The 21,225-nt window shown below is 59.6% G+C and carries 14 protein-coding genes and 6 pseudogenes; 7 read left to right on the top strand and 13 right to left on the bottom strand.

From position 1 onward, the window contains the following. Window positions 1–398: 398 nt before the first annotated feature. A pseudogene (locus ACVINW_RS18875) lies at window positions 399–612 on the top strand (transposase); the annotation flags it as partial. A 514-nt stretch (window positions 613–1,126) separates the two neighbouring features. On the opposite strand, the gene tnpC (ACVINW_RS18870) reads toward ACVINW_RS18875, so the two are convergent. The 6 genes and pseudogenes from tnpC (ACVINW_RS18870) to ACVINW_RS18845 form a co-directional block, all read right to left on the bottom strand. After that, window positions 1,127–2,707 carry an IS66 family transposase gene (gene tnpC / locus ACVINW_RS18870; protein WP_456756322.1) on the bottom strand — a complete coding sequence of 527 codons (1,581 nt, stop codon included), beginning with the start codon at window positions 2,705–2,707 and terminating at the stop codon, window positions 1,127–1,129. Between the two features lie 76 nt (window positions 2,708–2,783). After that, window positions 2,784–3,131 (bottom strand): IS66 family insertion sequence element accessory protein TnpB, encoded by a 348-nt coding sequence (gene tnpB, locus ACVINW_RS18865; protein WP_050382259.1) that lies wholly within the window; start codon window positions 3,129–3,131, stop codon window positions 2,784–2,786. Continuing rightward, window positions 3,128–3,523, bottom strand: a complete 396-nt coding sequence (tnpA, locus tag ACVINW_RS18860) for an IS66-like element accessory protein TnpA (protein ID WP_253589780.1) — start codon at window positions 3,521–3,523, stop codon at window positions 3,128–3,130. The genes tnpB (ACVINW_RS18865) and tnpA (ACVINW_RS18860) overlap by 4 nt, the downstream gene beginning before the upstream one ends. A gap of 1,113 nt (window positions 3,524–4,636) precedes the next feature. Beyond that, window positions 4,637–5,722 carry a CaiB/BaiF CoA transferase family protein gene (locus ACVINW_RS18855; protein ID WP_456752686.1) on the bottom strand — a complete coding sequence of 362 codons (1,086 nt, stop codon included), beginning with the start codon at window positions 5,720–5,722 and terminating at the stop codon, window positions 4,637–4,639. A 145-nt stretch (window positions 5,723–5,867) separates the two neighbouring features. Beyond that, window positions 5,868–6,986: an acyl-CoA dehydrogenase family protein gene (locus tag ACVINW_RS18850; protein ID WP_456752685.1), complete on the bottom strand. Its 1,119-nt coding sequence runs from the start codon at window positions 6,984–6,986 to the stop codon at window positions 5,868–5,870. Between the two features lie 986 nt (window positions 6,987–7,972). Beyond that, a pseudogene (locus ACVINW_RS18845) lies at window positions 7,973–8,476 on the bottom strand (ATP-binding protein); the annotation flags it as partial. A gap of 306 nt (window positions 8,477–8,782) precedes the next feature. On the opposite strand from ACVINW_RS18845, the gene ACVINW_RS18840 reads away from it, so the two are divergent. Further along, the gene (locus ACVINW_RS18840) at window positions 8,783–8,971 is read left to right on the top strand and encodes a hypothetical protein (RefSeq protein ID WP_456752684.1); all 189 of its coding nucleotides are present in this window, start codon (window positions 8,783–8,785) and stop codon (window positions 8,969–8,971) included. Next, window positions 8,952–9,333 (top strand): annotated as a pseudogene (locus ACVINW_RS18835) (recombinase family protein); the annotation flags it as partial. The gene ACVINW_RS18840 and the pseudogene ACVINW_RS18835, both read left to right, overlap by 20 nt. A gap of 21 nt (window positions 9,334–9,354) precedes the next feature. On the opposite strand, the gene tnpC (ACVINW_RS18830) reads toward ACVINW_RS18835, so the two are convergent. The 3 genes from tnpC (ACVINW_RS18830) to tnpA (ACVINW_RS18820) are packed head-to-tail and all read right to left on the bottom strand — an operon-like array spanning window position 9,355 to window position 11,791. Continuing rightward, a complete protein-coding gene (gene tnpC / locus ACVINW_RS18830; RefSeq protein ID WP_456756437.1) occupies window positions 9,355–10,962 on the bottom strand; it encodes an IS66 family transposase in 1,608 nt (535 codons plus the stop codon). Window positions 10,963–11,012: 50 nt separating this feature from the next. Then, entirely contained in the window at window positions 11,013–11,366 is a 354-nt protein-coding gene (gene tnpB, locus ACVINW_RS18825) for an IS66 family insertion sequence element accessory protein TnpB (protein WP_456752683.1), read from the bottom strand. After that, on the bottom strand, window positions 11,363–11,791 hold the full coding sequence (gene tnpA, locus ACVINW_RS18820) for an IS66-like element accessory protein TnpA (protein ID WP_456752682.1): 429 nt from the start codon (window positions 11,789–11,791) through the stop codon (window positions 11,363–11,365). Before tnpA (ACVINW_RS18820) ends, tnpB (ACVINW_RS18825) begins: the two co-directional genes overlap by 4 nt. Before the next feature lie 147 nt (window positions 11,792–11,938). Between tnpA (ACVINW_RS18820) and ACVINW_RS18815 the strand changes: the two genes are divergently transcribed. Then, the gene (locus ACVINW_RS18815; protein WP_456752681.1) at window positions 11,939–12,214 is read left to right on the top strand and encodes a recombinase family protein; all 276 of its coding nucleotides are present in this window, start codon (window positions 11,939–11,941) and stop codon (window positions 12,212–12,214) included. Between the two features lie 123 nt (window positions 12,215–12,337). After that, a complete protein-coding gene (locus ACVINW_RS18810) occupies window positions 12,338–12,784 on the top strand; it encodes an ATP-binding protein (protein ID WP_456752680.1) in 447 nt (148 codons plus the stop codon). A gap of 937 nt (window positions 12,785–13,721) precedes the next feature. On the opposite strand, the gene ACVINW_RS18805 is transcribed toward ACVINW_RS18810, so the two are convergent. The 4 genes and pseudogenes from ACVINW_RS18805 to ACVINW_RS18790 all read right to left on the bottom strand — a co-directional run bounded on the left by ACVINW_RS18805 (window position 13,722) and on the right by ACVINW_RS18790 (window position 17,406). After that, the gene (locus ACVINW_RS18805) at window positions 13,722–15,260 is read right to left on the bottom strand and encodes a porin (protein ID WP_456752679.1); all 1,539 of its coding nucleotides are present in this window, start codon (window positions 15,258–15,260) and stop codon (window positions 13,722–13,724) included. 466 nt (window positions 15,261–15,726) lie between these two features. After that, window positions 15,727–15,858, bottom strand: coding sequence for a hypothetical protein (locus ACVINW_RS18800; protein WP_456752678.1), 132 nt, complete (start codon window positions 15,856–15,858; stop codon window positions 15,727–15,729). Window positions 15,859–15,909: 51 nt separating this feature from the next. Further along, a pseudogene (locus ACVINW_RS18795) lies at window positions 15,910–16,302 on the bottom strand (IS66 family transposase); the annotation flags it as partial. Window positions 16,303–16,470: 168 nt separating this feature from the next. Further along, window positions 16,471–17,406 (bottom strand): annotated as a pseudogene (locus ACVINW_RS18790) (IS630 family transposase). A 108-nt stretch (window positions 17,407–17,514) separates the two neighbouring features. Here ACVINW_RS18790 and tnpC (ACVINW_RS18785) point away from each other — a divergent pair. Then, a pseudogene (tnpC, locus tag ACVINW_RS18785) lies at window positions 17,515–19,061 on the top strand (IS66 family transposase). A gap of 608 nt (window positions 19,062–19,669) precedes the next feature. Further along, the gene (locus ACVINW_RS18780) at window positions 19,670–21,040 is read left to right on the top strand and encodes an aminotransferase family protein (protein WP_456752677.1); all 1,371 of its coding nucleotides are present in this window, start codon (window positions 19,670–19,672) and stop codon (window positions 21,038–21,040) included. Window positions 21,041–21,225: the final 185 nt, after the last annotated feature.

The following is a 21,225-nucleotide window of genomic DNA, read 5'->3' as shown; positions in this document are numbered from 1 at the left end:
CGGGCACTTCGGGATCAGGTGCGCGTGCAGGATCGAGTGCCTCCAGCGCAGTCCGCGTCATATCAATGAGGCCCGCACGTCGGAGCCTGCCGTCCTCCCAAAACACCACCTCTCCGAAAGTTCGGTGGACGTCGACGCCAATCACTCGTCGCATTTGCACACCTCCTGTGAGACACATGACGGGAGCTGGCGGGCGACACGACAACTACGGATTCGCGCTCTCGGCGCAACCGGGCGAGTCGCAGAGGCGGCCAGCTACTAACTCGAGCTCTCGGCTCATCGTGTGTATCGACCTGCCCGCACTTCGTGCTTCCGGTGCCCTCTGTCCCGATGGGTCGCACCATACGCTCCGATGTGGGAATATCGCAGCGGAACGTTGGCAAAGAAATCTCATACCAGTTACCAACCCGATCGAGCGCCTCAACGGCGAGATCAAGCGCCGGACCGAGGTGGTCGGCATCTTCCCCAATGAGGACGCGTCCGCCTCATCGGCGCGATCCTGCTCGAACAGACGATGAATGGGCCGTCCAGCGCGCCCGTTACATGACACTGGAAACCATCGCGCCGTTGAGCGATGATCCAACCGTCAGCCTTCTGGCGATCGCCAGCTGATCGACCCGACTCTCGCCGGCGAACGCGGAGCCCCGCCGCAGCTACACCACTCAACGGGACACGATCCTGATCCGGCTCTGTGTCCGGGACGCAAGAGGGTATTTGCCCTTGGACTCGCTTTTGTTCAGGTCGTTTGCGGACGTCTGACTTCTTGTCGACAGTGGCGCTGGACTTATGGCATCACCCTTTCTCCAACCTAGCCGAAGACTGCTTGCCTCGGGTGACGACAAGATCTCCCAGTTCCTATCCGAAGGATTTGCCCGCATGCTCGGCGTCTGGACCGAGCGGAGCCGTCGAGCGGCTCGCGATGTGCGCCGCCCAACGTATTGCCTTCCGCCTAGGATAACACGTCGGCGCTCAAACCTCCTATTTTGCGGCTTGATGGCTGGCCCGCTGTTTCCCTGTCAACGCTTCGAAGCCGTCCTCACGAACGCCTCTCACATGATTCGGGGCCAAGGTGGGTGTACGCATCCGGCCAGCACCCCGGGCAGTCGCGCCGGTCTGCCGCGGCGCCTCAGGCAGCAGCCGCTTTGGACTGTTGGGTCGCCTTCCAATTCCACGGGAGCAGGTCGGCGACTCTGTTGACAGGGTGATCTGGAAGCCTGGCCAACACGTCAGCGAGCCAGGCTTGCGGATCAACGTCGTTCATCTTGCAGGTTTCGATCAGGGTATAGACAGCGGCGGCACGATTGCCGCCAGCATCTGAACCGGCGAAGGTCCAATTTCGTCTTCCGACAGCCACACCGCGTAACGCTCGTTCGGCAGCGTTGTTCGAGAGGCAGATGCGGCCGTCGTCCAGGAAGCGGGTGAACGCGGCCCAGCGGTTGAGCAGGTAGTTGATCGCCTTTGCAGTATCGTTGCCTGATGAGAGCAACGTTCTCTGCTGGCGCATCCAGATTTCGAGATCGGCGACGATCGACCTCGACTTATCACGACGTACCGCAAGTCGCTGTTCCGGCGTTTTGCCGTTGATGGTCCGCTCGATCTCGAACAGGATATCGATGCGTCGCACGGCCTCGCTGGCAATCGGCGCCTCTCCAGATTTCGCCAGCTCGAAGAACTTTCTGCGGCCGTGGCTCCAACAGGCCGCTTCAAGGATCGGAGCCGGCTTCCTTTGGGCCTTGTAGAGCTGGTTATATCCATCAAAGGCATCGGCCTGCATCAGGCCCACGTAGCCGGCAAGATGGTTTTGCGGATGCTCTCCAGCCCGGTTGCGTGAGTAGTAGAACAGGGCCGCAGGCGGATCCGAGCCGCCAAACGGCCGGTCATCGCGAACATAGGTCCAGATCCGACCGGTCACCGTCTTAAGCTTGGCCAGTACCGGCACCGTCGTATCGTCGGCGTGGATGCGTTCCGCGCTCATGACGTGGATCCGGATGGCCTCAATAATGGGATCGAGTGCTACCACGCAGGCGCCGACCCGATCCGCCAGGGTCGAGACGTCGATCTCGATCCCTTCGCGAGCATAGGTCTTGCTCTGTCGGTTCAACGGCTGATGCAGCAGGAACTTGTTGACCAGAACCATCGCCAGCAGGCTCGGCCCGGCAAAGCCTCGCGGGATCGGATGGGAGGGCGCCGGAGCCTCTGTGATCGCTTCGCAATCTCGGCAGGAGAACTTTTCGCGGACATGCTCGATAATCTTCCAGCGCCGCGGCTCGCATTCCAGGGTCTTCGAGACCACCTCGCCGAGCTTGTGCAGTCGCTCGCTGCCGCACTTACCGCATACGCAAGGCGCGGGTTCGACGACACGTTCGATGGGCAGATTGTCCGGCAGCGGACGTCGCGGCGGCCGCGGATCTTGCGCGCGCTTCTCCTTAGCGGCCCCTGGCGCGGCGATCTCCGCCTTGGTTTCCTGCTCGGCCTGGGTCTCTTCAAGATCCTCGATGGCGAGTTCGAGCTGCTCGACCAGCAGCTTGCCGCGCTCAGAAGATTGCCCGTACTGTTCGCGCCGTGCCTTGGCCAGCATCAGCTTCAGCCGCTCGATTTCCAGCCGGCCGACCGTCACCTCGCTCTTCGCCAGCGTCAGCTGCTCGCGTTGCGCAAGGATCATCGCGTGCGCAGCGGCAAGATCGGCGGGAAGCGGATCGGAGGGCATCGTCACGATGACCAACCAACCATATTCGGCGCAAAAAATCCCGCTGGATTCCTGCCGTGAGTCAAAGAGCCACAGCTTAACCAGAAGCCTGCGGACGCCAAGTTGCCTGCGGCATTCGCCAGTCGATGCCGGACAGGAGATAAGAGAGCTGCGCAACGCTGATCGTCACAACGCCGTCCGCCATTGACGGCCACAAAAAGCGGCCGCGCTCCAGCCGCTTCGTGAACAGACATGCGCCCTGGCCATCATGCCAAATGATCTTGATCAGGTCGCCGCGGCGGCCCCTAAAAACGTAAAGATCGCCAGCGTGTGGATCCCGCTTCAAGCTCTCCTGAACCAGACGCGCAAGGCTCGGGAAGCCTCGGCGCATATCGGTATGGCCGGTCGCAAGCCACACCCGTACATTACCCGGTATGGCGATCATCGGCGCTCAAGCACCTCGAGGACCCGCGCCAGTGCCTCCGGGTCGACGTGCGCATCCACCCGGATGCGTCGCCGGTTGCCAAGATCAATCTCGATCAATCCAGTACGCGCGGACGCTACGGAGCGCACCCGACCGTCACCCGCAGGCAAAAGCTTCGCAGTTTCCTCCACCTCCGTAGCGACGACCTGCACCGGCGCAAAAGATGGTACGACCTGCTCTGATGTCCGTGCTTGTCGACGCCAGGTAAACACCAGGCTCGCCGCGACTCCGTTGCGGCGCGCAACCTCAGTCACCTTCGCGCCCGGCACCAACGTCTCCTCGACAATCCGTGCCTTGTCGTCCTGCGACCAGCGCCGCCGCCGCTCCAGCCCGCCCAAAACCTCGACCCGCATCGCCTGATGACCTTAAAGCTAGACTTAAGGCTACACGCTTCGCGAATTACCTCGCGTCACGCAAGACGGCGCCCGTCGGATGCGTACAGGTGGGTCGCTACTTCCTTTCCTGTATCGAACTTTCATCGACTATCCTTCGCCAGCTATCACTCCGACGAAGATCTCCTTGCGCGGTGTGATGGACTCGGCGCCATTTGGACATTCGAGGAGAAGCAACGGATCAGGTGCCCAGAGCTACGGCGAGCCACGATTGGTGTCGGTGGCCCCGCAACGGTTGTCTGCGAGCCAATGTTCACGTGGCGCCAGTTGGCGCGCGAAGACCGGCTGAGCGGAGACAGGCCGGCGATTGTTTCAGCCCCCAGGCATCGCCGCCTGCTGTCATCTTCATGTTCTGCGCCGCGTATGAAGGACGAGATAGAGCTTGGCGGCTGCTGCGTGAGCGTTGATCGCGACGTGGATGCCGAGGTACTGCAGCGGTTCCTTGAGCTTCGGAGACGGCCATGATCCCGATCCCGAGCGGCGTCAGGGCCTGGATCACCACTGGCCGCACATGCGCCGCGGCATGCAAAGCTTGGGGCTTGCCGTCCAGGAGACTGTGAAGCGCGCCCCTCATTCGGGCGATCTCTACATCTTGCGGGCCGCCGCAACAATCCGGTCAAGATTCCCTGGGGCGCAGACGGCTTATATGCCGGAAGGGATCGACTGGTGAAACCCACAGCTAACCTGGCGGCCACAGAGGGCTGGCCGACGTAGAAATCTGCAGTCGGAGCCATTTTGCGGCGTCCCAACGTGCCCGATTTGTGATTCATTGGGTTGCATGGATACTAATTACGACGCTGCCCCTAATGACGTCGGCTCTCTGAAAGAGGTGCTGGCCGTCGAGCGCGCGAGGAGAGATCGCCGCTGATGAGAACAACAGTTCATCGAGCGAGCGCCCGTCGTCGCCGGCATCGCCCCTTCGATTACAAGACTTTCCTGACCGGCGACGTGAGCGCGGGTCGGGCGCTCGGTGGAATCCGCTGCACGCCCCGCTCTTCCTAAATACGGCCTCTACTATGCGGAGGCCCCCGCGTGCACGACCTCGCAAGCAGTTCCAGCTGATGAGCAGCGAGGTCATATTTCGGAGAGAATTTCGTGCGTATGAGCTCCACGCGGAGGTACGCGAGTTGGGGCGGCCAATGGCGTGACCGAGAAGCGCGGCACCGGAGCGACCTGCAAGACTCCATCAATCGTCACATAGAGGCTGCGAGCGACATTATGCGGGTGGACGGCTGCCTCTGGCGGGCTCAGAACGGGAGCGAAGCAAGCATCGGTGCCCTCTAACAACTTCGACCATTCCGCGCGCGTTTTGGTCGCAAACAACGCGGCGAGTTCGCCCCTCAGACCGGGCCAAGCCTCGGGATCCGATTCCCCCTTCACAAAGCGCTGATCATTCTCGAGACCCAGGCGCCTCAGGAGCTCAGCAAAAAATTGCGGCTCATGCGGGACGATATTGATCCACTCGCCATCAGAGCAGCGATAGCAGCGGGAAATGTGCTTGGCGTCAAATGCCGGTCTGCAGGACTCAAAATCACCACCTCGAGCTGCGATGATTGAGAGCAACAGGTTGAGACTGTAAGAGGAGCCATCAAGCATTGCGGCGTCGACGACTTGCCCCCTTCCATCTTGGCGTGCACACAGCACGGCAGACAGGATTCCAACGGCCAAATAAAGTGCGCCTCCGCCAACATCACCAAGCAAGGCAGGAGGTAATTCTGGCCGAAAGTTTGGCTGGGAGCAAATCCACATTGCGCCTGACAGGGCAAGGTAATTTTTGTCATGTCCCGCAACCTTTGCCAAAGGCCCGTACTGCCCCCATCCGGTCACGCGGCCATAGACGAGGGATCTATGGCGCGTAAGACAAACGTCAGGCCCTAGTCCAAGCCGTTCCATGGCGCCCGGCCGCATTCCCTCAATCAGCACGTCGGCGCTCTCGACCAACTGCAATACTGTGTCCACCGCGCCCGGCTTCTTGAGGTCTAGAATGATAGAGCGCTTACCGCGGTTGTATATCTCCGTGGGCCGGGCGCAGCCTGCATCGGCGGCCGGCCGTTCCACTGCGATTACGTCCGCGCCGAGGTCAGCGAGCAACATGCCACAGAATGGCCCAGGCCCCATTCCTGAGATTTCGACGACCTTCATCCCCTTCAGAACGCCCATAGATCAATCCTTCCGTTAGGCCACTGTCCGTACTAAAGCTGAGCCCGACATGCGCAGCATTCGCGATGTTTATCGAGCCATCATCGTCGGTGGTTAAGATGGACGTCTGCCGGGGTTTTATCCTCGTTTAATGTGGCCGAGGAACTCAGGCCAACAGATGGCGGGCGAGAACTCGGTACTTCAGAACCTCGCTCGCGCCCACCCAAATTCTCGACATGCGCTGAATGTCGTACCAATGCGCAAGTGGGCTCTCGTATGTGCAGCCTGCACCACCATGGATCTGAATGGCCCGGTCGACGACTCGGCCCACCATTTCGGTGCAAGTCAACTTTGTCATACTTGCTTCAATGCGCGTATCGTCCCCACGATCATGTTTCTCTGCGCAAGTGTACATCATCACTCGACTATGTTGGATTTCAATCCACGAATCAACGATCATCGACTGAATCGCTTGTTTCTCGCTCAGCACTCCGCCAAATAAGACGCGCTGCTTGGCACATTCAACCATCATGTCATAGCAACGCTGAGCAATACCGACCGTTGCTGCGGCATTAGCAAAGCGTGTAGCGTTTAGCGCCTCTTGTGCACCTCTGAAGCCGCCGCCCTCACTGCCGATACACGCCAGGCCATCGACTCTGCAGTTGTCAAAGGTCAGCTGGTGCGTCGTGTACCCGCCAAGCATCGGTAAGGAACGCGCGACGAGCCCTGGGTTGTCTTTCTCGACGGCAAACATCGAAAGGCTTTCATCGCCCGACGTGCGGGCAAAAACAAACACGCGGTCGGCTTCATCGAATTCGCTGACCCAACTCTTTGATCCGTTAATAATCCAATCATCTCCGTCTCGCTTCGCGTGGGTGGACGTATTGCGAGCTGGATCGGATCCGCCGCCGGGCTCAGTCAGGGCGAAGCATATGGATGTAGCGTCCGCAAGAAAGGGAACGAGGTAACGAGCCCTCTGCTCCCCCTGAAGGTAGAGCAGGTCGGACAAGACTTCCCCCCCGAATCGGATCGGGGTCAGGCATTTACGATTTTCTTCGATCACGGCCAGCCTATCGACCAAACAAAGGTGTGCCCCTCCGAGCTCGGGAGGCAGGGCCAGTCCCCAGAGGCCAGCCTTATGCGCCGCTTCACGCCCGGGTTCATAATCTTTCGAGGTCAGCTTCTCGCCTCTGAGCCTTCGGATCTCGAGCGGAGCTTGGTGGTCCTTGACAATTCGGCCAACAAGATCGACGAGCGCCCTCGTTTCTTCCTTGAACTCGTACATATCAACTCCTGTCTGCAACGTGCGACTGCGGATAAATCGGAACCGGCTGCGCTGCCTACCGCACCGCTCAACGGATGAACAGCATGTGGGCCTTGCTCAGCGTTACAATTGCCTTGAAATCATTTCCATCATTCTGTGGCGCGTTGAGTCAACGGCGTTGACGAGAGCCACTTTGCTCGCCTCATCGATCAGCTCAATCATAATGTTCTGTTCCTTTCACCTTGGAGTATGTTGATACATTAGATGCTACCTTGCACTGGTCAGCGTTGCGATACGCAAACCAGGACGGACGACGGTCATCGTACGACCGATCGAACGATTGAACCACTTTCTTGGTGTGAATCAGTCCTACTAGCTCCGGTAGGGATATCCGCATGGCGGTTCGTCGACAGCTTCCTGTTCTTCGACGACTCCTGTTTCGTCGTAAGTTTATCGTCTGAAACGTGTGCCGACGCTAACTTCGGTCGGCGGATCGCGCTTTTCGATGGCAATGTGGTTTGAATGGCAAGCAATTCATTCGTAGCCATGAGTCGACTGGCGGGACCTGAGCCAGGGCCCTCCGACCCAGATCGCAGAACAGGAAGATGATTGTATCCTTCCATTGAAGGGCGCTTTGTTTTGAGAATGCGAGCTCCGCAGGTCTTAGGGGCCTCCAAGTAGAAGCGAGTAGCGCGGAGCCGATTTGCGCAAGTGGCGCGCGAAGCGATCGTGACGCGCTGGTCGCTGAGCCGATCGATGCCATGGTGAACGCGCACGCAGCGCTTAAGGGGGTATTGCCGATTGCACGATCTGGCGGCTCGCCGCGGTAGACCGTTCCGCTGTTCCGCATGGCGTGCATGATCACGGGTCGGCTTGCGACCACCGTCTATAGCTCGACAATCAGCATGAGAGCGGCGCGTCAATCAAGATGAGACGAGGCGACCGAGTCAGAGGATGATTGCCGCTCGCGGCGGTTTTGGCAAGCCGTGATTGACGCCGCGCGACAATCACGCAGGATTACCAGCGTCAATCATAGCTTTGTCGACTTCGTTTGGAGTGACGTGAATGGGCGGCCGGCCTGGACCGCGCTTGCGATCGAGGGCAACTTTTCGACGGTAGCTCTCGACGTTCATCTCGAGGATCGTGGCGTGGTGCACCAGGCGATCGATCGCCGCCAGCGTCATTGCTTGATCTGGGAAGATACGCCCCCATTCGCCAAATGGCTGATTGGCCGTGATCAGCAGCGAGCGTCGCTCGTAGCGGGAGGCGATCAGCTCGAACAGCACGCTGGTTTCCGCCTGGTCCTTGCTCACATATGTGATGTCGTCGAGGATCAGGAGGTCGTAGCGGTCAAGGTTGGCGATCGCGGACTCCAGCGCCAGCTCGCGCCGCGCCACCTGCAGCCGCTGCACCAGATCGGTGTTGCGCGCGAAGAGAACGCGCCAGCCATCCTCGACGAACGCCAGGCCGATCGCGGCGCCGAGATGGGTCTTGCCTCCGCCGGGCGAACCAGCGTCATAATGCCGGGTGTCTAGGATCGGAGATTGAGATCCTCTACCCGTTTCATCCGCGATGCGGAGCGTCAGTCGTGGTTGTCGCCTGCAAGCGGCTCGGCGATGAGACGCATTTTGTTATCAGACAGCCTGATGCCACGTTAACGCTTCTGCCGGCTTGGATGACGGCTCCCGTCGCCGCTTCCTTCCGACTGATAGCTGATCCGCGGCTTCCGGTGGATCGTCTGCTGGAGGTGCGCGTTCTCGTCGATGCGGTCTTAGCCTCCTCTTCCAGGGAATCATCCCATTCGCGAGGAGGCGGTCATGGCGGACGCATTACGTCGTCAGGGGGATCTTTTCGAGAACCCTCCAACATACAGCAGCATTCCGATCGACGCCCACCAGCAGATGCTGGAGCTCTTAAAGGAGCTTCTGGCCGAAGCGCTCACCGACAGCGCGGTAGAGACACACGACGTGAGCGGGGAGGACAGCGGTGAGCAAGATCACGCCTGAGCACCTTGCTCGCCAGGCCGTCGTCTACATTCGTCAGTCGACGGCCGACCAGGTTATCAACAACAAAGAGAGCCAGCGCCGCCAGCACGGCTTGGCCGACCGTGCGCGCCAGCTGGGCTGGAGCGAGGTGATTCGGCAGGGATTGGCGTACACTCCTGGAGTTCTGCGGGCTCGTTGGAACGCTGATCGTCGATGAAGATGGCGTCTACGATCCGCGCCACCCCAATGATCGCCTTCTGCTCGGCATGAAGGGCACAATGAGCGAGATGGAGCTGTCGATCTTTCCGCAGCGCTCACTTGAGGCCTTGAAGCAAAAGGCGCGCAGGGGTGAGCTCTTCCTCAACGTTGCCATCGGCTATATCAGTAAGCGCTTAGCCGCAACCCTATTGATGCTGGCTTGACGTTTTGCGGAACCGCCATGGCATGAGGTCGTCGATTTCGCTTTGGGGATGGCCGGCAATGATCGCCGTGAGCGTTTCGGCGATGTAGGCGACCGGGTTGACGTCGTTGAGCTTACAGGTCGCCACGATGGATGCGAGCAGGGCCCAGTTTTCGGCTCCGACCTCATGACCGGCGAAGAGCGCGTTTTTTCTCGTCAAGCAGATCGGCCGGATCGCGTTCTCAACCGGATTGGTGTCGAGCTCGAGACGCCCGTCATCGAGGAAGCGCGTCAGCCCCTGCCAATGATTGAGCGCGTAACGGATGTCCTCGGCGAGCGTCGAGCCGCTGGAGATCATCGACAGCTGTTTCTCGAACCACGGCTTCAATGCCTGGACGAGCGGCAGCGAGTGGTCCTTGCGCACGGCCAGCCTGATATCCGGCGATGAACCGCGTACCATGGCTTCGATGGCGTAGAGCTGTGCGATCTGCCGGACGGCGGCCTCGGCGATCGGCGATTTACTGTTGCGGGCCAATTTGACGAAGCGCCGGCGCAAATGGCTCCAGCAATGTACGAGCGTCCACGGCCCTTGCGGTCGAGCGACTTCGATCAGCCGATCGTAACCGTCATAGGCATCGCATTGCAGGAAGCGTCCGTTGAAGCCGTCCAGGAACTGCTCAGCGAAGGCGCCGATGCGACCGGGGGCATATCGGAACAGCACGATCGGCGGACTTGGGCCGCTATGGCCGCGGTCGTCGGAGACGATCGCCCAGAAATAGCCCTTCTTCGTTTGGCCCCGCCCGGGATCGAGCACCGGCGCCGTGGTTTCATCCATGAACAGGCGATCCGCCGCTGCCAGATGGCGCCGCATGTGGTCGGCAACAGGCTGCAGATGGAAGCAGGCGCGGCCTGACCAATTGCCCAGTGTCGCCCGATCAAGCCGGATCCCCTGGCGCGCATAGATCTCGGCCTGACGGTAAAACGGCGTATGGTCGCCAAACTTGGAGACGATCACCTGCGCAATCGCCGCTTCGGTCGGTAGTCCGCCAGGCACGACATGCTCCGGCGCGTGCGCCTGCACGACAGGGCCGGAGCAGCGGCGGCAGATGTATTTCGGGCGGCGCGTCACCAGCACGCGCCATTGTGCCGGGATCACGTCAAGGCGCTTGCTGACGTCCTCGCCGATCTTCGTCATCGCGCCGCAGCCGCATGGACAGAACGTGCTCGCAGGCTCGAGGATCCGCTCCACCCGCGGCAAATGGGCAGGCAAGCAGCCCCGATTGCGATGACGGTCCTGATCCGATCCAGCACGCGATCGGCCCCTGATGACCGCCGCAGCCTTCTCCTGTGCCGCGTCCAGGACGCCTTGCGCGATCTCCACGTCTTCGAGCGGTAAATGGTATTGATCTGGCCGCAGCTTCTCGGACTTTGCTCCGAACTTCTCTCGGCGTAGTTCGCCGAGAATGACCTCCAACCGGCGCCGCGCTTCTTCCGACGTGGCCAGCGCCGCTTGATGTTCGCTCAATGCTGCCTGCGTTTGCGCTAAAAGCGCCTTCAGGCGTTCATTCTCGTCGCGAAGCATCGCGGTGCTCATGCGCCACGTCGAGCACATCTGCGCCGCCGGCGCCATGCCAAACTCGGCACAGAGTCATTCTGCCGCACTTATCCAGCGATCTGTGGACGCCGCGCTTCCTCCGGCCGGACCAACCGCCAATCCAGGCCCTCGAACAGCGCGGCGAACATCGCCGGCGATATCCGCATCACGCCGTCCGCAATCTTTGGCCACACGAACTTGCAGCCCTCAAGGCGCTTGTGCACCAGCACCAGGCCCGTTCGATCCCACACCAAAATCTTGATCCGGTCCGCCCGTTTCGACCGGAACACAAAGGCTGCACCGCTGAACGGATCGAGACCAAGCATCTGCTGCACCTTCGCAGCAAGCCCATCATGCCCACAGCGGAAGTCGACGGGCCGCGTCGCGATGTAGATCTTCAGATCAGCACTGGGCGTGATCATCGTGACGCTCGCACCGCGCGGATCACTCGAGATAGCTGCTCCCCATCTATCGCCGCGTCCGTCCGCACGACGACGTCGCCAATCGCAATCTCGAGCTTGACTGTCGGAACGTGACGCTCCTCAAACGGCCCCTCCACGACCAGCGGCGCGAACGGCGGCTGCGGAGCCTCGCACGACGGCAATTCGCCGCGCTGTCGGAAGCGTCGCCGCCAATCGTAAATCTGCCAGCGCGTCGCCCCGTGCTTGCGCGCCACCTCCGCCACCTGAGCGCCGGGCAGCAGACTTTCGGCGACGATCCGAGCCCGCTCGGCCTCTGAACGCACGCGACGCCCGGACGGTCCCTCAAGCACCTCAAGCCGGCTGACTGCTCCAGACCCAACTGATGAGCTGTCCAAATGGGCGTCTTTTTTGCCGTCCAATCCCATCCCAAACCTCCGTTCAAGCCGGAGGCTTCTTCGCACATCTAATCCAACCCCGAAGCCAGGGTATTGGCTGAGCGCTTACCTATATCAAAGTCTCCCACGATCAGATCGAGAAGGATCCTACGACGCATTTAGGAGGCGCTCGCACTCGTGTTCGCCAAGTTCGCCGAGATGCAGACGCTGGGCCAGGTCCACCTATGGTTACGGCAAGAGCGAATCGCCTTGCCTGCAGTCAGCCGTGGCCCCGAGGGCCGTCACGTCGAGTGGAAGTTACCCGTCTACAACACCATCCGCCGCATCCTGACCAATCCGATCTATGCTGGCACCTACGTCTTCGAGCGTTCTGGCAGAAGGGTGACGATCGAGGCCGGCCGCAAGAGAATCGTTCGGGGCTTCCGCGGGAGCCCAGCAACTGGGAGGTTTTGATCAAGGACCACCATGAGGGCTACATTACTTGGGCGGAGTTCGAGAGGAATCAGCGCTTGATCACCGATAACGCCAATGGGAAGAACATGAGTCGTGGCTCGGTCCGCTGCGGTGAGGCCCTTCTTGCGCGGCTCCTTCGTTGCGGTCACTGCGGTCGTATCACGTTGCTACAGCGGCACGCACAGCAATATCGGGCGCTATCATTGCCGCGGTAGCCAGATCAATCATAGCGGAGAGCCATGCATCTCATTCGGCGGCCTGCGTGTGGATGCCGCAATCAGCGCCGAAGTCATCGCACGCCTGCAGCCGCTCGGAGTCCAGGCTGCGCTGTCTGCCACGGAGGACCGCGGCCGCGAGCACGCCGAGAAGCTACGTCAACTTGAACTGGCTCTTGAGCAAGCGCGCTATGAGGCCACTCGGGCTCGTCGGCGATATGAGGCTGTCGATCCCGACAATCGCCTGGTCGCCGGCGAGCTGGAGCGACGTTGGAATGAACGCCTGCTGACCCTGCGCGTTCGAGGAACAGCGCGGTGTACTGTTGGCCAAGCCGGAGAGTCCTCTGAACGATGAGCCGACAATACCAAGATTTCATAGTGGCTTCAGCATGTGCCTCTATTCAAGGCGTCTTAAAAAGGCGACGTCTGCTGGTCGCGGATCGGACATCATCGGGTGCAGATAGATCCTGCACACGACATAGTGGATGGAATGGTTCGGGACCATGTCGGTCAAGCCGACTAGTAGAAGCTACCGGGACGCGAGAGAAGCGTGCCGAAATCGCTCCCGCCGCAGCTGCAACTGCAAATGTGAGTCGCAAGGCCACTTTAACGTTTCAGCTCCTATTGAGTTCGTTGAAGCAGCGCTAGAAGTTGTGCTCACGAGCCCTGCATGTCTGTGCGAAAGCGCAGAATGTCGAGGGTCGCTACTCCGATAGAGCGCGGCAGTGTGATTGATCGTCCGATACCCGCCTGCTTCCACGCCCTGCATCGGCGAGCGTCTCGGTCGACCCACAATTCTGGCTCCCGCGCAAAGGGTACGCTCAGCTGAGATGGACAGCAACATCATCCGTTAGCTGACCGACCGAATGCAGGTACTTCGCGAACGGGCCGCGCGGCGCGCTTAGGGGGCAAATGATGCAGCTTCGAGAAACAATCAAGTGCATTGATCTAACGCTGCTCCCACCTCGTTAACTGTCGAACGGAAATGTACGGCTGCTTTGGACAGCTCGTACAACCAAGAAGGAAATCTAATTTCTGCCACTTCCCGACCGCGCGTGTCAGATTCTTCGTTCTAAAGCGAACACCGCTGAATCGCGGTATCGGCACATACGGGTACCGGGTATTTCGCGCAGGTTATCTTCTCGTTTCACGCTGACCGCGAAAACCTCCCGACCAGATGTACCTAGGCAATTGAGAAAAAGGCCTCCAGTGGGCATGCCAGAGGCCTTCTTGGAGGTCAGTCAGATCAAGATAACCTCTTTCTCCCATCGTCCTACGCAATCAATAGAGACTTACCAGTTGCGTTGAGCGCGGAGCAGCAGCGCGATGGAGTTCTGGTCCTTCAGCTCATAAAGAGCCCCTGGCTTAGCTATGCCCGACTGCAGCGGCACGGTCACTGTACTTCCGTTCGCATACTTTTGGTCGAGCAGAGCGTAAGTGAGGTCCGCCGAAAAGGTCAAGTTCTTCACCGGCGTCCAGCGTGTGACCAACCCTACAATCCCGTAGTTGAAGTCGGGGTTGCAACCCGCAACACCAGTTGAGAGCGCGAGATTTGCCACGAATGCGCTGCAGATGTAGCCCTTGGCTATTCGGTTGTATCGAACAGCCGCCCACCCGCCGTAAACGCTAGTGCTCCAGCGAGGATCCCAGTTGTGAGTGAACGCACCATTAAAGCCATACGTTGTAGTCAGTTCCTGGCCGGAGCCTGTCACGAAAACAGTGTCAGAGACTCCGCTGAGTCCCAAGCTTTGATAAGCACCCGCCACGCTCGTACCCCCGTACATGGCGTACGTACTTGATGCAAAGTCTTGAAAGTTGTAGCGGCTTGCGCCCTTGGTGTACACGGTTGTTACATTGATCGTATCACCCTGACCAGTCGGAATGTTCTTTATCGAGAGTGCTAGCTGGCCAGCCCAACCCCACTTGTCGCCCGGATGGCCTGTGATCTCGGACGCGCCGTAGTAGGCGGCATGATTATCATGCGCGGCAACCGACGCCTGGAAGAGGCCCCAGGCCTGATCAAGCCGAACCATCGCAGCCAGGTCCGGAGCTGCCGTGCCAGCTATGTCGTTGCCACCATAAGCACCCGCCGCGAGACCCGCAGCGGTCGCAGCGCTTAGGTTCCAGACGTTGCTTGTATCGTGCACCACTTGGTCTTCCGCCGAGATAGACGCCGTGATACCCTGCCCAAAGTCTGCGGTATAGGTGAACTGGTTCACGGGATCCCAGGCACCGCCACCCGGCAGACCGTCGACGTTGTTGCCAGGATAGTTGGCCCAAGGGGCGGAAAATTGTGATTGGGCCTTGCCCATGGTGAAACCAGCGAACTGGATGAAGGCGTAGTAGACGCCAAGGGTGCCACCTGCGACGGCGCCCGCATTGGCGTTGTTGGGAGCTTGAATCCCGCCAATGGATGCGTAGACGGTTGAACCCGCTCCCGTCCCACTGTATGTGCCCGAGGTCCAAGTAAAAACGCTCTCAAAGTAGGTCCTCAGAACGCCGTACTCCGTCGTGGTGCGTGTATCTACAAGCAGGTCTGCACGAGAGCGCCAAGTGTAAGCGTTGCTCAGACGGTTGCGAGCTCCCCCAGCACCAGCATTGCCTACATCATAAATACCGTTCGTAAGAAGTCCGGCTTCAGAGCGCACGTACCCCCCCAATTTAATGCACGTTTCTGTACCAGGGATGTAGTAGAAACTGGGTCCGTACAATGAGCAGGTCTTCACGTACTCGATCGACGCTGCCTTGACAGGCAAATCGGCCGCTTGCGCCGCACCCGCTGTCATCATACCCAGCACCGAACCTAGCAAAAAGGCTCTCCAATAGCTCATGAACTCCTCCACGTTGCACCACCACAAAAGTGACCACTCGCTCAGAAAAAAAGTAGGCTTCCGCCGCCGCCAACGGATCGGTGATTTGCCTCGACCTCAACTAACGCTTTAAGGCGTCGTGGTGGAGATAATCCGCCGCTTGTCCGCTTAGCTAGCAGCTTGCGCTCATGTTCGACGCAGAAACTTTGTACGCAACGCACGAAAATGGATGCGCGTCATTAGTGCGTGTTACGGCCACCTCACAACCGTACACGTCGTACAAAACTACGACGTATGAAGCGTGATTTCTGCGGCGACATGTGCACAGTCAGATCGCGCTGTCTGCAGCGAAAAGTCGCGCGTTCATACGGCCATTGGAGCCGTGAAAGTACGCATACGATGAAGACCGCCTGATTGACGCATGCGCGCGGGCACAGTGAGATCTATGATTTGTTGCAGGGCAGCAGTTCATGCGTATCCATCCGAGCTAGGCCGCGGACATGGGCTCACCGTGCATCCTGATGAGCTCGGACAGGTTATCGATGCCGAAGTCGGTAAATGCCATGACCTGGTCGTCCCCTATGCCGTAAACCCAGATGACACCATCCTCTGTGTCCATTCAGTCCTCGTCTTCTCCAAGCTCATTGGCGACGCGACTGAACGTGCATGGCTACGCCGCCTGGGTGGAGGGTGTCGGCGAAGGAGGCGTCCAGTTCCAGGGCAACGACTCGTGCAGGCGGTTCTGCGGCATATCGGGGATGCACGCGAAGACGTCGGCAAGCCAGGCTTTCGGGTCGATGTCGTTGAGACGTACGGCAGCTCACTCCGCGCCGCGATCAGAACCGGCGAACAACCATGCCTTTCTTCCCAGGACAAAACCGCGCAACGCCCGCTCTGCTGCATTGTTTGTCATGCAGATCCTTCCATCGTGGACAAGGCGGGCAAAGCCCTCCCAACGGTTGAGCAGATAGTTGATTGGCTTGATCAGGTTGGACGAACGCGAGAGCCGGGCAGATTCCGCCCGGAGCCAAGCCTCAAGGTCGGTCAGCAGTGGCGCGCTTCTTCCGGAAGCGGGTCCGAACCATGGCGGTCAAGCCGCCGGAGAGTGTTGGGTAAAGCACTGCGGCGAAGTGAATCAATGAGCTGAAAGGGCAAGAGAACAGGGACGAAATGTGCTCTGGTAGGCCCAATGACGCCGCCCGATCTTAGCCTCCCGAATGACTAGAGCGTTTCACGTTTTGATGGAAGCGCATCCAGCGTTGGCGAAGTAGTTGCTGCATTCGTTGAGCTGGATGGAGGTGATGAGGTCGCCGAGGTGTCAGCAAATGTCTTCGAGGGTGCGCTTCTGGGCGATGCGCATCCAGTGCTTGATCTTGGCGAAGATCTGTTCGATCGGATTGAGGTCTGGCGAGTAAGGCGGCAGATACCAGAGTCTGGCACCCACACCGTGGATGATGCGGCGCAGAGCAGCGGACTTGTGGCTGCCGAGATTATCCATGATCACGATGTCGCCTGGCTTGAGAACCGGAAAGAGCTGCTGTTCGACATAGGCTCGGAAGCATTCGCCGTTGATCGGCCCGTCGAAGACGCATGCGACGAGGCTGTCAGAGCGCAAGGCGCCGAGGAAGGTCAGCGTTCGCCAATGGCCGTGGGGTGCAAAACCTCGCACCCGTTCGCCCTTCGGCGCCCACCCGCGCAACGGGGCCATGCTGGTCTTGATCCAAGTCTCATCGATGAAGACCAGATCGAGGCTGGCCTTCCACGACTGCCAGCGGCGGCGCCGGCGCGCTACGTCCGAGCGGGCTTGCTCAAGGGCAAACAGCGTTTTTTTTTGAACCGCAGGCCTTCACGCCGCAGGAACGTCCAGACCGCGTTGTGCGAGACCTCGACCCCTCGGGCAGCAAGTTCGCCTTCAGCTTGTGCAGCGTCAGATGCGGCGTCTGGCTGATCCGCTCCTTGATGAAGGCTCGATGCGGTTCCAGCACCGGCTTGCGGTGTCCGCCCATCTTGCCGGGTGCCACTGAACCCGTCGCATGATAGCGCTGCGACCACTTCACTACCGAGGATACCGCCACGCCAAATCGCGTCGCAACCGCCCAGCAGCTCTCCCCCCACTCACGGCTGCAACAACCCGCTCACGCAGATCAATGGAAAGAGGTCGACTCATCAGATGCTGGCCCCAGACCCAGCCAACATCTTGAATCACAAACCGGCCGGTCGGGGAATCCCTACCGATTCAGCCTAGCCATGAATTGCTCTAGAGACGCTGAAGGCCATGGTGCTTGCCATGGCCGAGAAAGCGGCCCGCGCCGATGCTCTGGAGAGCGAAGTCGCCGATCTCAAGGCCCGCAACGCCGATGCCGATGCGCGCATCGAGCGGCTGACGCAAATCCTGAAGGCCTTCGACCGCGCCCGGTTCGGCCGACGATCGGAGAAGCTCGGCTCGGCGAACGGCGACGATGAACAGCAGGCCCTCGTCTTCGAGGAGATCGAGACCGGCATCGCTGCGATCAAGGCCCAGGTCAGCAAGGGCCGTGCGCAGGCGGATGGCAAGCGTGCACCGCGTCGGCGCAAGGGCTTTGCGCCCCATCTGGAACGGATCGAAACCGTCATTGAGCCGGAAGAGCTGGCTGAGCATGCCGGCAAGCAGAAGGTGCTGATCGGCGAGGACGTGTCGGAGCGTCTGGATGTGGTGCCGGTAAAGTTCCGTGTGATCGTCACGCGCCGTCCCAAGTATGCGTTCAAGAACGCGGACGGCGTGATCCAGGCGCCGGCCCCGGCCCATATCATTGAAGAAGGAGGCATCCCGACGGAAGCGCTTTTGGCCCAGATCGCCGTCGCCAAATATGCCGACGGCCTGCCGCTCTACCGGCAGGAGGCGATCTACGCCCGCGATCATGTCGAGCTCGACCGCCAGCTGATGGCGCAATGGATGGGCAAGCTCGGCTTCGAGCTGGAGATCCTGGCCGACTACATCTTCAGCGAGGTCAAGAAGGCCGAACGGGTCTTTGCCGACGAAACCACCTTGCCGACGCTCGCTCCCGGCTCTGGATGACAAAGACGGCCTACTTATGGGCCTATGCCAGGGATGACCGAACGTTTGGCCGCGACGGTCCCCCGATGGTGGCTTATCGCTTCGAAGACAGCCGCTCCGGCGAATGCACGGTCCGGCACCTCAATGGTTATCGCGGCATCCTGCAGGTGGATGGCTATGCCGCCTATAACAAGCTCGCGCGATCCGATCGCGGCAATGATGGCATCACATTGGCTGGCTGCTGGTCACACTGCCGGCGCAAGTTCTACGAGTTACATGTTGCAGGGAGCTCAGAAGTGGCAACGGCGACGGTCGAGCGGATGGCGAAGCTTTGGCAGGTCGAGAAAACCGTGCGCGGCCAAAGCCCCGACGCACGCGTCGCCGCGCGCCAGCAAGCCTCCGCGGCGATCGTCGCAGATCTCTTCGACCTCTGGCAGCAGAGCTTGCGGCGGATCTCCGGCAAATCAAAACTGGCTGAGGCGATCCGCCATGCCGTCTCGCGCCGCGCCATCTTCGAGCGCTTCCTGGCCGACGGCCGCATCGAGCTCGACTCCAACATCGTCGAACGCGCCATCAGGCCGCAAACAATTACGAGAAAGAATAGCCTCTTCGCTGGCAGCGGCGGACGAACCTGGGCGACCATCGCAACGCTGCCGCAGACAGCGAAAATGAACACCGTCGATCCGTTCGCCTGGCTCGCCCTAGATACGCAGCGACAATGTTCAGTTCTTGACAATTGTTTGCATTCGACGTCCGAAACGTTCAATAACCAGAAGATCTCTGATTGATCGACTGCCAGCCGCCGTCCTTTGACCAGCTTTCGCACACCTAGAGACGGCGCACCCCGATAAAGACATCCACGTCCAGACGTAGAGATGCAAATGAGCGGCGAGCCGTCACGAGATTGCGGTCTCGGCCTTATCGAGCCGTCGCCGCACGCTATTCACGGCCATCTAATAGATTCGCAATGCTGCAACCCGTCGAACTATCGGTGAAAGTAACGTGCCGACACCACATTGAAGGCCCGTCAATACGAGGTCAAGCGTGCTCGGCCTCTGTTTGTTAGTAGGTGTTGCGGTGGCTGAGCTCGCGAGTTTTCGAAACCACCTTCGGTGTGGCGAGCCGACGAGGTTGGCTAAAAACCGCACTCAGATCCTTCAGCGAGTTAGCTAAGAATAGCCTTCAGACTCTGGTCTTCCGGAGATCGGAGCTTACGACAGTCATCGAGTCGAGGTCCGTGCCACGCGCCGATCCAGAAAACGTTCGGCTTGCCCTGCTTTCACGGGGCTCAGATAATCAAGAAAAATTGTCGAGCAGTGGTCGATTGGTGGACATAGCCGTCTACCTTATGCAGCACTCATCGTATAGACTTCACACTGGGCGGGAAAAAGTAGCCATGAAATTCGGTGGCATTGGAGGGTGCTTGACAGAAATCCGTGTTCTCCCCTCGCGGACCGCCTATCTGGCGCAGAGTGAAATTGGCGTGCGAATAGTACGCGGCGAGGGGCCCTACCTGGTGAGTGCCGACGGGACGCGTTATCTGGATGCATCGTGCGGGTCAGGATCTCTCATCTTTGGTCACGGCGACGAGAAGATCATCGAGTCACTTCAAGCTCAAAGTCGTAAGTTGACGGTCTTCCCGTCACGACATTTTAGGTCGGAAATAATCGAACGTTACGTCCTTCAGTTGCTAGATTTTGGTCCATCAACTATGTCGCGGGCGATCACTTTCAGCAGCGGTTCTGACGCGGTAGAGGCATCGCTCAAATTGGCGCTTCAACATCATTTTGCCTCAGGCTGTCCGCAACGGCGCAAGATCCTAGGACGCAATGCCTCCTATCACGGAAATACGATCTCTGGCTTGGCCGCCGGAGGGTTCGTCGCGCGTCGGAAACCGTATGAGCGGGCGCTAGCGCCGTGCGCAAAGGCTTCCCACGCGCATTGCGCCGGCTGCGAGTTCGGGCTTGAGGCTCAGACTTGCGCGCTAGAATGTGCACAATCGCTCGAAAATGCGATCCTAAAGGAAGGTCCCGAGAATATTGCAGCTGTGATCGTCGAGCCGATCGTCGGTGCCGCGCTGAGTGCCGCGCCGCCAGATCCGCGGTATTTGCCTCGGGTTTCGGAGATCTGCCGCTGCCATGACATACTACTCATCGTCGACGAAGTCATGACAGGTTTTGCCCGAACTGGACGTCCGTTCGCAAGCATGCATTGGAACGTAGATCCGGACATTATTGTCTGTGGAAAAGCGATCAGCGCTGGCTACTACCCATTGTCGGCTCTTTTAGTGAGTGACCGGCTTGTTCAGGGACCATTGGCACGCGCGAAGTATTTTCAGAATGGTCAGACATTTGCGTGCAGTCCCGCTGGTGCGGCTGTGGGATTGGCGGTCTTGGACCGATTAGCGAATGGAGTGGCCGCTGCAAACGCGACGCGCATGGGTGAACTGCTGCGAGCTTCGCTTCGCAAGAACCTGCCAGCTGAGCTGATCAGCGGAGTCCGCGGCATGGGATTGATGGTCGGTTTTGATATCAGAAATCCGCAAAATAATTCGCAAGGGCAGTCCGGCGATCGATTTCAGCGCGCCGCGCTTAAGCGCGGATTGGTGATTTACCCGAGCAGCGGTGGCGCCGCGAGCGAAGCAGGCGATCATGCGATGCTGCTGTTACCACTGACAATTTCCGAGTGCGAAGTACAGGAGGCCACATTATCGCTTGTAGCAGCGGCAAACGACGTTCTCGGAAGTGATAACGAGCAGCGCACATGACATTGTCGGACCATCTCCTCCGCACCTTTATGGTGCTACTTGCCTGCGAGCGGACGAGAGAGCAACGAACGCACGTCAAGGATTGGGACGGCTGAGGGGTCGACCTCCCATTCCGGCACTTTTTAGTAGGCTGTTAGATATGAAAGCTGCACGTATACCTGCTTCCCCCCGTGCCTATGAGCTGA

The sequence above is a fragment of the Bradyrhizobium sp. USDA 4461 genome (assembly GCF_054055655.1).
The sequence above is the reverse complement of the archived record's forward strand: the minus strand, read 5'-3'. Positions and strand labels throughout refer to the sequence as shown.

What these genes read in the sequence shown, in the direction of transcription:
- ACVINW_RS18850 (WP_456752685.1), bottom strand. Translation starts at nt 6,986, where the DNA reads ATGTACGAGTTCAAGGAAGAAACGAGGGCGCTCGTCGATCTTGTTGGC.
- tnpB (WP_050382259.1), bottom strand. Translation starts at nt 3,131, where the DNA reads ATGATCGCCATACCGGGTAATGTACGGGTGTGGCTTGCGACCGGCCAT.
- ACVINW_RS18780 (WP_456752677.1), top strand. Translation starts at nt 19,670, where the DNA reads ATGAAATTCGGTGGCATTGGAGGGTGCTTGACAGAAATCCGTGTTCTC.
- ACVINW_RS18800 (WP_456752678.1), bottom strand. Translation starts at nt 15,858, where the DNA reads ATGGACACAGAGGATGGTGTCATCTGGGTTTACGGCATAGGGGACGAC.
- ACVINW_RS18855 (WP_456752686.1), bottom strand. Translation starts at nt 5,722, where the DNA reads ATGGGCGTTCTGAAGGGGATGAAGGTCGTCGAAATCTCAGGAATGGGG.
- ACVINW_RS18805 (WP_456752679.1), bottom strand. Translation starts at nt 15,260, where the DNA reads ATGAGCTATTGGAGAGCCTTTTTGCTAGGTTCGGTGCTGGGTATGATG.
- tnpC (WP_456756322.1), bottom strand. Translation starts at nt 2,707, where the DNA reads ATGCCCTCCGATCCGCTTCCCGCCGATCTTGCCGCTGCGCACGCGATG.
- ACVINW_RS18840 (WP_456752684.1), top strand. Translation starts at nt 8,783, where the DNA reads ATGGCGGACGCATTACGTCGTCAGGGGGATCTTTTCGAGAACCCTCCA.
- tnpA (WP_253589780.1), bottom strand. Translation starts at nt 3,523, where the DNA reads ATGCGGGTCGAGGTTTTGGGCGGGCTGGAGCGGCGGCGGCGCTGGTCG.
- tnpC (WP_456756437.1), bottom strand. Translation starts at nt 10,962, where the DNA reads ATGTGCTCGACGTGGCGCATGAGCACCGCGATGCTTCGCGACGAGAAT.
- tnpB (WP_456752683.1), bottom strand. Translation starts at nt 11,366, where the DNA reads ATGATCACGCCCAGTGCTGATCTGAAGATCTACATCGCGACGCGGCCC.
- tnpA (WP_456752682.1), bottom strand. Translation starts at nt 11,791, where the DNA reads ATGGGATTGGACGGCAAAAAAGACGCCCATTTGGACAGCTCATCAGTT.